Origin of the sequence: Pedobacter jeongneungensis, assembly GCF_039538295.1 — a bacterium.
Taxonomy (GTDB): Bacteria; Bacteroidota; Bacteroidia; order Sphingobacteriales; family Sphingobacteriaceae; genus Pedobacter; species Pedobacter jeongneungensis.
Genome location: NZ_BAABBY010000008.1, coordinates 195818 through 209922 on the forward strand (window position 1 = coordinate 195818; position 14105 = coordinate 209922).

Consider the following 14105-nt stretch of genomic DNA (forward strand, 5'->3'; position numbering starts at 1 on the left):
TTTAGCTGTTCCGTAAGCCGGAACTGATTAAAAATCAATTTATTTCTTGGATAACTGCGAAACGCCTTTGAGCGTCCAAACTTTATTGCGTTCCGCAAAAAAAAAACAGACTATTAAATGTACAAATTTTATATCAGAATTTTATGTACGCATCAACGCTACATCCCTAAATTGCTATTAATTATGAAGTTAGTTACGGTCATATTGCTTACCTCATTAATGCAGGTAAGTGCAGCTTCATTTGGCCAGCTGGTTACATTAAAACAGAAAAATGTAACATTAGAAAAAATGTTTAAAGAAATCAGACAGCAATCTGGTTATGACGTGCTCTTATCAACCAACAAGATCAGTACATCAACAACTTTCAATGCCGATTTTAACAACTCCACCATTGAAGAGGTAATGAATAAAATTACTAACGGAAAAGATCTAACTTATACCATTGAAGATAGAACGATTTTAATTAAACCGAAAGAAAAATCGATCATAGACAAAGTGCTAGGCTACTTTGTTGCGGTAAAGGTAACAGGAAAAGTGACAGATAAAAATGGAGCCGTTCTGCCAGGTGTTAGTGTTCGCGAAAAAGATGCTGCAAATGCTGTATCCACCAATATTAACGGCGAATACAGCATTTCGGTAAAAGATGGTGCTGTTTTAACTTACAATTATGTTGGTTTTAAAACATTGGAAGTGCCTATTGGGAGTAAAACGGTTATTAACGTTACTTTACAGGAAGATGCTGCCCAGTTAAATGAAGTTAATGTGGTATCAACAGGTTATCAAAACATCAATAAAAAATTATTTACAGGTTCTGCTACAAGTATTAAGGGCAGCGATGTTAAACAGGATGGAGTAACCGATATCAGTAGAATGTTAGAGGGGAAAGTGGCTGGCGTTTCCGTGCAGAATGTATCAGGCACTTTTGGTGCGGCACCTAAAATCCGGGTTCGTGGTGCTACCTCAATTTCTGGAGAAAATAAACCACTTTGGGTAGTAGATGGGGTTGTTTTAGAAGATATCGTAAACATTTCTAACGATCAGCTATCAAGTGGTGATGCATTAACACTTATCGGATCATCAGTAGCTGGAATTAATGCCGATGATATTGAGAGTTTTAATATTTTAAAAGACGCTTCGGCAACGGCCTTATATGGGGCTAGGGCGATGAATGGCGTAGTGGTAATTACCACCAAAAAGGGGAGGGCAGGCAATACGCAGATCAATTATAGTGGAAATTTTTCTACATTTCTTAAGCCTAGCTACGATTCGTATAACATTATGAATTCTGCCGATCAAATGTCGGTCTACTCAGAAGTTTTTCGTAAAGGTGGTTTGTCAGCCGACATTGTAAACGGATCTAACGGAGGTGTTTTCGCTAAAATGTATCAGCAGATAAATGCTTATAATGCAAGTTCTGGCCAGTTTGGTGTACAAAATACAACCGAAGGGAGAGCTGCATTTTTACAGCGTTACGCCACTGCCAACACAAACTGGTTTGATGTTTTATTTAAAAATTCCTTCGTTCAGGAGCATTCTTTAAGTATTTCGTCAGGTTCTGAGAAGTCTCAGCATTATTTTTCATTGGGTTATTATAATGATAACGGTTGGACAATTGCCGATAACGTAAAAAGATATACCATGAATTTACGTGGCAATTACAATATTTCTAAAAAAATCAGTGCCGGTATTTTAGCAACAGGTGCATTTAGGCAACAACGTGCACCGGGTACCCTGGGCCGTTCGAGTAATGTAGTAGAAGGTAAATACACAAGAGATTTCGATGTTAACCCGTTTAGTTATGCGTTAAATACAAGCCGTACGATGACAGCTTACGATCAACAAGGACAATTGGAATATTTTACTTTAAACTATGCGCCTTTCAACATCATCAACGAATTAAAAAATAACTATATCGATTTAGATATGTTGGATTTGAAATTACAGGGAGAACTTAATTACAAGTTTATCAAAGATTTCGAATTTAAAAGTGTTGGTGCCATGCGTTATGTAAAAAGTACCCGCGAGCATAAAATTACCGAATACTCTAATATGGCAACAGCTTACCGATGGGCACCAAACAGTACCATTGCCAACAATAATATTTATTTATATGATAACCCTGATTATCCTGCAATTATCGATAAGGAAAGTGTACTTCCACAAGGCGGTTTTTACAACAGAAGCGATGATAATTTATTAAGCTTTAACGTAAGAAATCAAGTAGAATGGAAACATGAATATGGTAAGCATGTGGTGAGCGCTTTTGTTGGTCAGGAGGTGAAATTTGCCAACAGGCAAAATAGTTTCAACAATGGGTATGGTTACCAATATGATAAAGGTGGCATTCCGTACACTGACTACCGTATTATTAAAATGCTTTTGGAAGCAAATTATAACTACTATGGAATGAGTCAGTTATATGATCGCTATGCCGCGTTTTTTGTGAACGGAAGTTATGCTTATAATTCTAAATATGTTTTAAACGGTACCTTCAGGTATGATGGTAGTAACCGTTTAGGTATAAGTAAAACGGCAAGATGGTTACCAACATGGACTATAAGTGCGGCATGGAATGCAGATGAAGAAGATTTTATCAAAAACATCGAGCAGATCAGTTATTTAAAAGTGAGAGGTGGTTATGGATTAACCGCGAGTATGGGTAGTTCTACAAATTCATCAATTGTATTAACAAATAGCACTACACTCCGCCCACGCTTATCAGAAGTTGAACCTCGAATTGTATTAGATGGCTTAGAAAATTCTGAATTGACATGGGAAAAACAATACGAAGCTAATATCGGCTTCGATATCGGTTTGCTTAAAAACCGCATCACTTTTAGTGCCGATTATTACGACAGACGTGGTTTCGATCTAATCGGTCTTGTTCGTACATCGGGTATTGGTGGCGAATATTCTAAATATGCCAATTATGCAGATTTAAGATCACATGGCGTAGAATTTACCTTAGGTGTAACGCCATTTAAAACCGAATCTTTTAGCTGGACATCCAACTTTACTTTTGGTTACAACAGAAACAAAATAACAAACCTTAAAAACAGTCCAAGAATTTACGATCTGATTATCCCAGAAGGTGGTCCGAAAGAAGGAGGTGCTGTTCGTGGTTTATATTCGATCGATTTTCAGAAACTGAATACTTCTGGTGTACCAACTTTTATTGATGAATCGGGTAATTTAAGCAGCAACGTTTACATTCAGAGTGCTACAACCAATTATTTGAAATATGAGGGGCCTGTTGATCCTCCCTTTACCGGCGGTTTAACCAATACGTTCAGGTATAAAGACTTTACTTTCAATTTCTTCCTCTCATATCAGGCTGGTAATAAAATCAGGTTAAACAATGTATTCTCTACAAATTACGATGATACAGATGCAATGCCACGCGAATTCTTAGATCGTTGGACATTGCCATTGGACGAAAATTATACTAATTCACCATCAATTGCCGATTATTTATTGAAGAAATCTCTGAGCGGTACTTATCCTTACACCGCTTATAACTATTCAAGCGATAGGGTTGCTGATGGCTCATTTGTAAGGTTAAAATCGGTTTCCCTAATGTATAATCTTCCGGTTAAAGTAACCAAACGTCTTGGCTTAAATAATGTGGCGTTTAAATTACAAGGAAACAATATCTGGTTAATTTATGCTGATAAAAAACTGAAAGGGCAAGATCCGGAATTCTTTAGCTCAGGTGGTGTTGCATTGCCAATCCCACAACAATTTACATTAACATTAAAAGTTGGAATTTAATTTTTAAGAAAATGAAAAAACTATCAATATACTTATTTATTGTACTTGCATCTTTTAGCATCGGATGTAAGAAATATTTGGAACAGGCACCAGACCAACGTACAACTTTAAATACCCCGCAAAAGGTCAGCGAATTTTTGGTAACGGCATATCCTGGCGCCAGTTATATCCCACTTGCCGAGGCAATGTCTGATAATCCGTCTTTTAATAGTACCACAGGTCAGGATTATGCACCAAACCGTGATGGTTACTATTGGAGAGAAGTTCAGGGAACAGCACAGGATACACCAACATACTATTGGAATAGTTGCTATGAAGCAATAGCAGTAGCGAATCAGGCTTTAGATGCCGTTAATAAAGCGCCAAACCCTGAAGATTATTCCGCACAGAAAGGCGAGGCTTTAGTGGCTAGGGCTTATGCACATTTTATGTTGGTAACCTTTTATTCTAAGGCTTATGATCCGGCAACAGCAGCTTCAGATCCTGGTATTCCTTATGTAATGGAACCCGAGACTATAGTATTTAAAAATTACGATCGTAAAACCGTAGCTTATGTTTATGAGCAGATTGAAAAAGATTTACTTGCTGGAATTCCCTTAATACGTGATAATAGTTATACCGTTCCGGCTTATCACTTTACCAAAAAAGCAACTTATGCTTTTGCAACACGTTTTTACTTGTTTAAAAGAAATGCCGAAAAGGTAATTGAATATGCAAATCTGGCTTTCCCTAGCAATAACTTTGCAGCCAATGTTAGGCCATGGTTATCTTATGCAAATGCGAGTGGCTCAACAGAAATTTCACAGTCTGTTACCAGTGCGGCAAATCCAGGTAATTTATTATTGGGCGAAACCACTTCCTGGGGAGCAAGGTATTATGCAAGATCTGTTTATTCATTCTCACAAAATAGATTAAATACGATAACTGCACCAGTTGGAATTTCATTTACAGCTTTAAGGAAATATTCATTCTCCAGTACCTTTTATTTCGTGCCCAAATTGTATGAGCATTTCGTACGTACAAGTATTAATGCCACAACAGGTAGAGGCTACAATATGATCCCGCTTTTTACAACAGAAGAGGTATTGCTAAACCGTGCCGAAGCATACATCATGCAAGATAAATATGCTGATGCCATTAATGATATGAATACTTTGTTCAGCACCAGAATTACTGGTTATACTGCTAGTAACGGTTTAACCGACGCAAAAATCAGAGCTTATTATAGCACAAGAACTGCCGATACCAAACAAGCATACATTTTTACCTTATTGGATGTAAAAAGAGCAGAATTTGTTTCGGAAGGAATGCGTTGGATGGATATTTTGAGATATCAATTACCTGTTACGCATCTTGATCCAGATGGAAATCCAATTGAACTTGCTGCAAACGATAAAAGAAAGCTTTGGCAGTTGCCTGATGAGGTTGTCCTATCAGGAGTGGAGAAAAACCCACGTTAATTTAAAAATGAAGTAACATGAAAAGAAATTATATACTCTTGCTGGCCCTTGTTTTTGTATTGATGCAAGGCTGCAAAAAGGAAGAAAATCTCGACCGCAAAATTGTTGGTCTGGGTGGCGATAGCTGGCAGCAATCGGCACTGGATAATTGGTTGTTTACCACATTTACACAACCTTACAACATCAGCGTAAAATATCGCTGGGACGGAACTGAATATGATAATACTAAAACATTGGTTCCTGTAAAGGTAGAAAACGTTCAGCCGTTAATGGAAATGGTAAGAAAAGCATGGATTGATCCATATACCTCAGAAATAGGTCAGGGTTTTATAAAAACCTATGCACCGAAAAACTATGTTTTAGTTGGTAGTGTTCAGTATAATTCTGGGGGAACGGTTACATTGGGAGAAGCTGAAGGTGGTATTAAAGTAACTTTATTCAATGTAAATAACTTCTCTAATACCGATAGAAATGTTTCTAAACGTGTTTTGAAAACCATTCATCATGAATTTACGCACATTTTAAATCAAACCACAACTTATCAAAAAGAATTCCCGCTGATTACACCTGCAGGTTACACCGCCGACTGGAATAACAGCACTGGTTTTGCAGCAAACGGTTTTATTACCCAATATGCACAAGCTGCACCTACTGAAGATTATGCTGAAATGGTTTCGGTAATGCTTACTGAAGGTAAACAAGGTTATGAAGCCATTTTGAGGGCCAACTCCACGGCTAGTGCTGTAGCTTTGATCAGGAAAAAAGAAGATTTGGTAGTGAGTTATTTTAAACAGGTTTGGGGTATTGATTTTTATACACTTCAGAACCGTGTTCAGGCGGCACTTAATCAAACCGCACCAGCAAGCCCTGTTGAGTATTTAGGTTCTGGAAAAGCATACACTTTGCTTAATGTAACGCCGGATGCAACAGTTGGCATGTCGGCTGATTTTATTACAATTTATAATGCTGCAAAAACAGGTTTAGCTGTAGTCGGAAATGCAAACCGTGTATTAAACAATTTCAGCTTAGTTTATACAACGACAGGCCAGGTAATTTTAAGGGTAAACTACACCAACACTGCAGGGACAGCTTTTGTTGCAAACTTTACCTATAATGTAACCACAGATGCCAGCGGTAATATTAACCTTACGCTGTCGGCTACCGATGCAAATGGTTTGGTAATTGCACCGGGCCTCGTGAGTTTAACTAATTACCTTACGCAGAATAAATTTACCTACAAGTATTTTTACAGTGCCGATTTTAAATCGGAATATGTAGGCTTAACCAAAACTGCGGATAATAGTTCATTCTTTTACGGCAATATGTCTAACTAAATACGATAATGAAACATAAATTATTATATGTAATGCTGGTTGTAACTGTATTTATAACTGGTTGTAAAAAAGATAGCGATCCGGTTTTTGACGATCCTGATGCACGATTAATAGCAGAATTAGCTGCCGACCAGGCAAAACTGCTTGCTTCAGTCAACGGATGGAAAGCCACTATTTACCCAAAGGGAGGTAAAGGATATTCTTACTATTTGAAGTTCGATGCAAGTGGTAAAATAAGCATGCTTTCGGATTTTAACGCCACTTCTGCAACAACGCTAAAAGAGAGCACTTACCGCTTAAAAGCGCTACAGTTTCCAACCCTGATTTTCGATACTTACAGTTATATCCATTTAGCGGCCGATCCTGATGCCAGCGTAAGTGGCGGAACAAGTGCAACCGGACTGAAATCAGATTTCGAGTTTGCATTTGATAAAGCCAGTGGTGACAGTTTAAAAATGAACGGGATTTTTAATGGCAACGCAATGACGATGATAAAACTATCGGAAGCTGAATCGGCAAGTATTGTTGCCGGGGGGTTGAAAACCATGATGGATGCAAATGCTGCTTACGTAACTGCGAACAGATATCCTTATATTATTTTTGCAGATAATATTAAAGTGGCTATTTCGATTGATCCTGCAACAAAGGTTGTAAAGCTAAGTTACATCAATGGTACTGAAGTAAAAACTCAATCGGTAACTTTTGCACATGGAATTAACAAACTTACTTTAAGCGGTAACTTAACTTATAACGGCATTACTTTTAACGAGCTTCAATACGATCCAACGAACAAAGTATATTACATTACAGCTGGTTCTACAAGGTATATGCTGCAGAATTCGGCTACACCAATTACGCCGCTTTCGCTGATGTTCGGATTCCCGTCTTCTTATACTTACAGGAGAATAACCATTCCATCTGCAGGCTTAACATCGGGTGTAACTTCTGGTTTTTCATCAGTGTATAATAGTATGGTAGCTAATTTTGCCAGTAGCGGAAGGGTTATTACTTCCACATTTATGAGTTTGACCGGTAATGATGCATTTCATGTCGAAGTTGCCTACACATCAGGTACAAGTGCATTTATAGCTGCTGCCGATTATACCTATACACGCGTTGGTGATGTATTTACTTTGAGCGCTCCGGTTTATAACGGAAACTGGACAACCAGGGCGACACAATTGCTGCCATTAACAAATTATATGTTAACAGGTCCATTTAAAATCGACTGGGTAACCAGTACGAATCCTAATAGTCCATTATTAGGTGGTTTTTATCGCACTGCTGATTCCAGTTCATTTATATATGGTGCTTTATAGTTATTTAATAAATAAGAATATCCAGATTTTAAGATGTTATAAAAATCAGTTCAAAAGTCTTTGTTTTTTCAGGGCCATTATGGTTCTTAATTGTTCGATAAACTTATTTTTTAACACTGGTTTAGACTGAAAAACTTTTATATATGGATTAATTCATATTGATGATTAGGATATGGCCATGAAATTATATTTTTAAATCCAGATATCTTTTAAAAACCTCACCCTAAAAAGTGAGGTTTTTTTATGACATAATTTTTAAACCCCTCCAAACGTTTTATGCTTATATTTGTAACTCATGAAGAAGAAAGCAATTTTTATCCTGTTTGTGCTGGTATTTACCTTTGCGGTAAGCCCTAATTTACATGCACAATGTTCTATGTGTACCATAAATGCCGAACAGGGTGTTAAAAATGGCAATACACAAACGGCGGGTTTAAATACTGGGGTATTATACCTTTTGTCTGTTCCATATTTAATGGCAATAATTGTGGGGGTAGTTTGGTATAAAAAATACCGTAAAAAGAATATCCACCTCAATATGAAAAAAGAACCTTTTAATTTAAATTAAAAGCGTGGAGGGGCAAACTTCAAAGTTATATGCCATTGCGCATTGTAAATGCCCGCATTGCCGCAGGGGAAACATTTTTACAGGCAGCATGTACGGCTGGAACATTCAGCATACCAAAGAAATATGCGGTCATTGCGCACAGCGGATAGAAATCGAACCCGGTTACTTTTACGCCGCCATGTATGTAAGCTATGCAATGAACGTAATCGAAATGCTTTTTGCCAGTTTCATTACTTATTTAATTTTCGGACCGCTTACTGATGCTACTTTCTGGCATTATCTGATCGTCATTTTTACAGGCTGTTTTATCCTGTATCCCTTTAATTACCGTTATTCGAGAATTATATTGCTTCATGTTTTGTCGCCTAATATCAAATACAAGCCGTATTATGATAAAGGTTAATTGTTTAAATTGTATAAACCGGTTAACTGTTAGATCAAACAATTAACTGATTAAACGAGTTTGAAATTTGTGGCTGGCCTTAGAGCCGGTTAACCGATTAAAACAATTAACCAGTTAACCATAAAACTGTATGCTTAAAAAAGAAACGCTAAATTTTATAAAAGACGTAGCCGAAAATAATAACCGCGAATGGTTTGCTGCCAATAAAGAGGTTTACGAAACCGCAAAAGCTGATGTGCTCGGGCTTGTCGCCGCGCTTATTCCAGAGCTGGCCAAAGTAGATCCGTTACTTTCGGCAGAGACAGATCCTAAAAAAAGCCTTTTGCGCATTTACCGCGATGTACGTTTCAGTAAAAATAAAGATCCTTATAAAAATAATTTCGGTATCTGGTTTTCTGCAAAAAGCAAGGGAGGCAACGAGCCGGGTTATTACCTGCACATCCAGCCGGGCAAGGGTTTTCTGGCTGGTGGCTACTGGATGCCTGAAGCGTCACATTTAAAATTAATCAGACAGGAAATTGACTATAACATCGGCGATTTTAAAGAAATCATCAACGAAAAAGATTTCAGGAAAAATTTTAAGCTAGGTGTTGATAATGCGCTTAAAAATGCCCCGAAAGGATATGATCCGGCAGATCCGAACATCGAATTTTTAAAACTGAAAAGTTTCGAGGCCACTACCAAAATCAGCGATGAAGAATTTTTAAAACCGAACCTCGTTAATAAGTTGATAAGTTCTTTTAAAACAGTACAACCTTTAGTTGCATTTTTACGGAACGCAATAGATGGTTAACTGTATAAATCGTATAAATTGGTTAACTGTTTTGGCGATAAGCGTTAGGCGCCAAGCGACAATTAACCCATTAACCAGATCTGGCTATTAGCCATGAACCATCAACTAATGAACAGTGAACCAATTAACCCCAAATAACACAATGAAAAATACCTTTCTTGCCTTTGCCGTTCTCCTCTTTTTTTCTTCGCTAACCTCCTGTGTGGTGCTGTCTCCTAAAAAGTATAAAGCTTTATTGGGATCGAAAGATTCACTTTATACCGCTTTTAACGAAGGTTTAATTAAAATCGAAAATTTGGAAAAAGAAGTTGCCAAACTGAAAAAGGATACTACTTTAATGGCCGAAGAGCTTCGCGACCTTCAAAATAGCTACAATACCGTTGATGCGAACTATAAAAAACTTAAAAACAATTCTTCAAGCGAGATCACCAAGCTATCAGGCGATTTAGCTGCCCGCGAGAAACGTTTAAAAGAAGTGGAAGAAGTGCTGCGCAAACGCGATGAAGCCACCAACTCGTTAAAAGAAAAACTGCAACAGGCTTTATTGGGCTTTACCAAAAGCGGTTTAACTGTCGAAATTAAAAACGGTAAGGTTTATGTTTCCTTAACCGATAAACTCTTATTCCCTTCAGGAAGTATCATTATTGATGAAAAAGGTAAACAGGCTTTAACCCAATTGGCCAATGTATTAAAGCAGCAGCCCGAAATTAATATTGCAGTTGAGGGCCATACCGATAACCAGAAAATAAACAATTTGGGGCAGATTAAAGATAACTGGGATTTAAGTGTGCTCAGGGCAACATCAGTTGTACGTTATTTAACGGAGAACGAAAAGGTAGAGAGCGTGAGGATGACGGCTACCGGTAAAGGCGAATTCCAGCCATTGGGTACCAACGCAAATGCAGAGGGCAGAAGCAAAAACAGAAGGATCGAGATTGTGCTTTCTCCCAAACTGGATGAACTTTATAACCTGATTAAGTAATTTAAGTTGGCAGTTTACAAGTCCGCTAACCGATATATAAAAGCCTTGCAACAATTGCAGGGCTTTTGTGTATAGATTTAAATTTTTTTAAGAATTAGAAAATGAAGGTGCAGTAGTACTTAGGATTTTGCAGTCCCGCCATTTGCTACAATCTTTTTGTGCTACTGTAATGCTGAGGTACGAAGCCTTTGTTTCATAGGTTGCAGATGCTTCGTACCTCAGCATGACAGCAATATTCAGGGTTGCTGCCAACAAAAAGTATTTTCGCTGCTGTCGGGTTTAAATACAAGGTTTGTGCACCCTGCAACCTTAAAAATGAAAAGCTGGTTTTGCCGCATAGCCCCGGTTGAAGCGTTACCCTACAGCAACGAGGCACGAGGAAGCGAAGCGTAAAGCGAAAAACGGGAAGAAACTTATTGCTTTGTACAGGCCTTGCGCTCCAAACCAAAAAAGTGTTAACATTTAAATCGGTTTTTTAAGGATTAGAAAATGAAGGTGCAGTAGTACTTAGGATTTTGCAGTCCCGCCATTTGCTACAATCTTTTTGTGCTACCGTAGTGCTGAAGTACGAAGCATCTTTCATAGGTTGCAGATGCTTCGTACCTCAGCATGACAACATATTCAGGGTTGCTACCAACAAAAAGTATTTTCGCTGCTGTCGGGTTTAGGAACAAGGGCTTGTGCACCCTGCAACCTTAAAAATGAAAAGCTGGTTTTGCCGCATAGCCCCGGTTGAAGCGTTACCCTACAGCAACGAGGCACGAGGAAGCGAAGCGTAAAGCGAAAAACGTGAAGAAACTTATTGCTTTGTACAGGCCTTGCGCTCTAAACCAGAAAAGTGTTAACATTAGAAAATGAGAAACTTATAGTTTTTGAAGAAAAAATCCTCTTTTACAGGTTTTGGTGCCTGCGGTATGATTTTAAAATCTTAAAGGTATGCTCAAATTCACTGCCGCTCAGGTTCGAATAATCTGGCATAGAAAGTTTGTGTACGGTTAAAAAATTAAGCAGTTCTTTAATTACGTTTGATACTTCTTCTGATTCTTCTGTGTGTTTTAGGGTGTCGATTTTACTTAGCAATAGCGAAATCTCGAACATTTTAAAATCGTTCCGGTTTGTAATTTCGAGTCCTGCATTGGCTTCTATCAGGGCCTGTTCATAATTATTCGTGGCATTATAAAAGTTTGCCTTAAAAATACTAAAGCTGGCCAGTATAAAATTGGTATGGTAGGTATAATCGCTGCTGATGATCTTATCTACAAACTGCATAATGCGCTGTGCCTTTTTAAAATAGTTGAGCTTTATATAGGTTTGGCCCAAATGAAGCAATAGAAATGGCGAGAAAACGGAATACCTGATGTAAAAAATATTCGGATATTTGCTTAAAATGGCCATAATAAAGCGATGGCATTCTGCATAGCTTTTTTGCGAGAAAAGCGTAATCAACACCAGGCGGTACGATAAAATTTCAGTCGCGGTGATTTCTTCATTTTTCCGCGGGTTGCTTCTGTCTATTTCCTGGCAAAGTTTAATAATTTTATCTTCAAGGGTCTTACTTTCGTTGGGTTTGTTAACCAGGTTATTGTAGAAATAGAGGATTAAATCGTAAGGGTTGATCGGAAAGAGCTCATTCAGTCTTTTGTAATTCCTTTTCAGGAGTTGCATGGTATTGGCCAGCGATACTTTATCTACGTCAATCAGGTTTACATTGCACTCTATTACATGCAGCATAATCTGGATATCTTCGTTAAGTACATTCTCCGAAATGGTTTTGATCGTTTCTTTGTAAAGTGTACTCATGGTACGCCCGGAGGCCATGATATCAACAAAATCGACATCGATACTTAACTTATTAAAGTTCGAATTGGGCTTGCCGAGTTCGAATTTAGATACATAACAAATAAAATCGAAAGCACTGTTTTTCTCCCTGTTGGTAAAGGGAAGTTTGAAAATGTTTTTTAAGGCCGCAATTTCATTTCTGTTGATGCAGAACCTGATCGACCAGTTTAAAATATGGTCTCTGCGCGAATTTTGTGCCGGAAAACTGTTTAAAATATACTCGAAAAATGATTTTCCGGGTTTATATTCAAACTTATCGGTAATCTGGATAAAAAGAAAATATGTATAAATATCGTCGCTTAAAAAACGGACAATCTCGGTCGGAATGGTTGTACTCAACCGCTTTTCTTCAATAATAATCCCCGCGTGCAAAAGTTCTTCATAGGCATCAGGATAGCAGTTAATGTAGCTTAGGATCTTTTCTTTTGATACCCTAAGTTTTTTGTTCCCTTCTGAAATGCAATCGCTTATTTTTTTGAGCAAAAATATCTTTTCGGTACTCTTTTTAGCAAGGAATACGCGTTTTTCTAAGAAATAACTGATTAATTCGTAACACAATAAAGGATTACTCAGCTCGAGATGGTGGTTTTCATCTTTGAGTTTGAAATAAACCTGCAACCAGAATGGCGTTTTAAACTGGGCCAGCAGGGGAGGGCTAACATCAGATCGGTTAATAATTTTATTTTCGATGTGGCTGAGGGTGTACAATACCTCATCGGCATTTAAGGGCGGCACATTGCTTAAGGTATCTTCATCATAAAACAGGCCCGTGTACCAGGCCTTGGTTAAAGATGCAGATCCGTAAATGGCGGGCTGTAAATTAATCCAGCTATTGGTGCGCAGTCCGAAAACAAGCTTAACAAAATTGTTCTCTTCTATGCTGTATAAAAAATCTATAAATGTTTTAAAATAATTGCTTCTGGCCAACAGTTCGTCAATGCCATCCACAATAATGATAAACCGGCCTTCACGTTTTTCGGGGTTTTTCTTAAAAAAACCGATCAGTTCGCTCAGGCTTCCAAACTTAAATTCTTTTAAAAACCAGTCTTTTAAGGTCGCTCCGCTTTGCATAATGGTATTGATGCTTGTAGAGTTTACCATTAAAACAATGTCGTTTTTATAGAGGGCATTTTCTGAAAAGAAAAAATACTCCACCATGTGCGCCAGCAAAATTGATTTCCCCTGGCCTGGCTGTGCACTTACCGTAGTAAACTGGTAGTTGTTTTTTAAAAAGTAATCAAAATCGGGATAGAAAAAGCTTCTGTTCGCCGTGGCATTAAACGGAACACCAGAGTTGTTTTTTTTTGCAATTAACGATACGTCGGTAATGGCATGTGCTTTCAGCTTTAAATCCTGCCATACACTCTGAACAGAAGTGGTTTGGTTTTCCTTGTCTTTACAAAATGCATCCCAGTCATTGTAGCCGATATACTGCGAAAGGCTGTTCAGCGTGAACAACGAAAATTTATGTAGGGTATTGGCGAAGCCGAAGAAGCGCTTTATAGTAGTTTCACTTACGTAGTTCTTGGTTTCTTGAAATACATACTCGGAGATAATCTTACAATGGGCTGGGTCGATGTTTCTCAAACCAGATTTTATTAGGACAAACTTCCTGAGTTCGATAAGGAGATCGTTA

The 14105-nt window shown here is 37.9% G+C and carries 9 protein-coding genes; 8 read left to right on the forward strand and 1 reads right to left on the reverse strand.

Annotated features, from left to right (window positions below):
* Positions 1-183 precede the first annotated feature (183 nt).
* The 8 genes from ABD769_RS17030 (at position 184) to ABD769_RS17065 (ending at position 10630) form a co-directional block, all read left to right on the forward strand.
* Positions 184-3771, forward strand: coding sequence for a SusC/RagA family TonB-linked outer membrane protein (locus ABD769_RS17030; RefSeq protein WP_344852594.1), 3588 nt, complete (start codon positions 184-186; stop codon positions 3769-3771).
* An 11-nt stretch (positions 3772-3782) separates the two neighbouring features.
* The gene (locus ABD769_RS17035) at positions 3783-5231 is read left to right on the forward strand and encodes a RagB/SusD family nutrient uptake outer membrane protein (protein ID WP_344852595.1); all 1449 of its coding nucleotides are present in this window, start codon (positions 3783-3785) and stop codon (positions 5229-5231) included.
* A gap of 17 nt (positions 5232-5248) precedes the next feature.
* On the forward strand, positions 5249-6565 hold the full coding sequence (locus ABD769_RS17040; protein WP_344852596.1) for a zinc-binding metallopeptidase: 1317 nt from the start codon (positions 5249-5251) through the stop codon (positions 6563-6565).
* Between the two features lie 8 nt (positions 6566-6573).
* The gene (locus tag ABD769_RS17045; protein ID WP_344852597.1) at positions 6574-7884 is read left to right on the forward strand and encodes a DUF4302 domain-containing protein; all 1311 of its coding nucleotides are present in this window, start codon (positions 6574-6576) and stop codon (positions 7882-7884) included.
* Between the two features lie 295 nt (positions 7885-8179).
* Positions 8180-8452, forward strand: coding sequence for a hypothetical protein (locus ABD769_RS17050; RefSeq protein ID WP_344852598.1), 273 nt, complete (start codon positions 8180-8182; stop codon positions 8450-8452).
* Between the two features lie 4 nt (positions 8453-8456).
* Positions 8457-8855, forward strand: coding sequence for a DUF983 domain-containing protein (locus ABD769_RS17055; protein WP_344852599.1), 399 nt, complete (start codon positions 8457-8459; stop codon positions 8853-8855).
* Positions 8856-8985: 130 nt separating this feature from the next.
* Complete coding sequence (locus ABD769_RS17060; RefSeq protein ID WP_344852600.1) at positions 8986-9648, forward strand: DUF2461 domain-containing protein; 663 nt, start codon at positions 8986-8988, stop codon at positions 9646-9648.
* A gap of 142 nt (positions 9649-9790) precedes the next feature.
* On the forward strand, positions 9791-10630 hold the full coding sequence (locus tag ABD769_RS17065; protein ID WP_344852601.1) for an OmpA/MotB family protein: 840 nt from the start codon (positions 9791-9793) through the stop codon (positions 10628-10630).
* An 891-nt stretch (positions 10631-11521) separates the two neighbouring features.
* Here ABD769_RS17065 and ABD769_RS17070 read toward each other — a convergent pair.
* Positions 11522-14056 (reverse strand): hypothetical protein, encoded by a 2535-nt coding sequence (locus ABD769_RS17070; RefSeq protein ID WP_344852602.1) that lies wholly within the window; start codon positions 14054-14056, stop codon positions 11522-11524.
* Between the last annotated feature and the right edge of the window lie 49 nt (positions 14057-14105).

Excerpts from the sequence above, each read along its gene's own strand:
- ABD769_RS17030 (WP_344852594.1), top strand. The coding sequence starts at position 184 with ATGAAGTTAGTTACGGTCATATTGCTTACCTCATTAATGCAGGTAAGT.
- ABD769_RS17035 (WP_344852595.1), top strand. The coding sequence starts at position 3,783 with ATGAAAAAACTATCAATATACTTATTTATTGTACTTGCATCTTTTAGC.
- ABD769_RS17060 (WP_344852600.1), top strand. The coding sequence starts at position 8,986 with ATGCTTAAAAAAGAAACGCTAAATTTTATAAAAGACGTAGCCGAAAAT.
- ABD769_RS17050 (WP_344852598.1), top strand. The coding sequence starts at position 8,180 with ATGAAGAAGAAAGCAATTTTTATCCTGTTTGTGCTGGTATTTACCTTT.
- ABD769_RS17045 (WP_344852597.1), top strand. The coding sequence starts at position 6,574 with ATGAAACATAAATTATTATATGTAATGCTGGTTGTAACTGTATTTATA.
- ABD769_RS17065 (WP_344852601.1), top strand. The coding sequence starts at position 9,791 with ATGAAAAATACCTTTCTTGCCTTTGCCGTTCTCCTCTTTTTTTCTTCG.
- ABD769_RS17040 (WP_344852596.1), top strand. The coding sequence starts at position 5,249 with ATGAAAAGAAATTATATACTCTTGCTGGCCCTTGTTTTTGTATTGATG.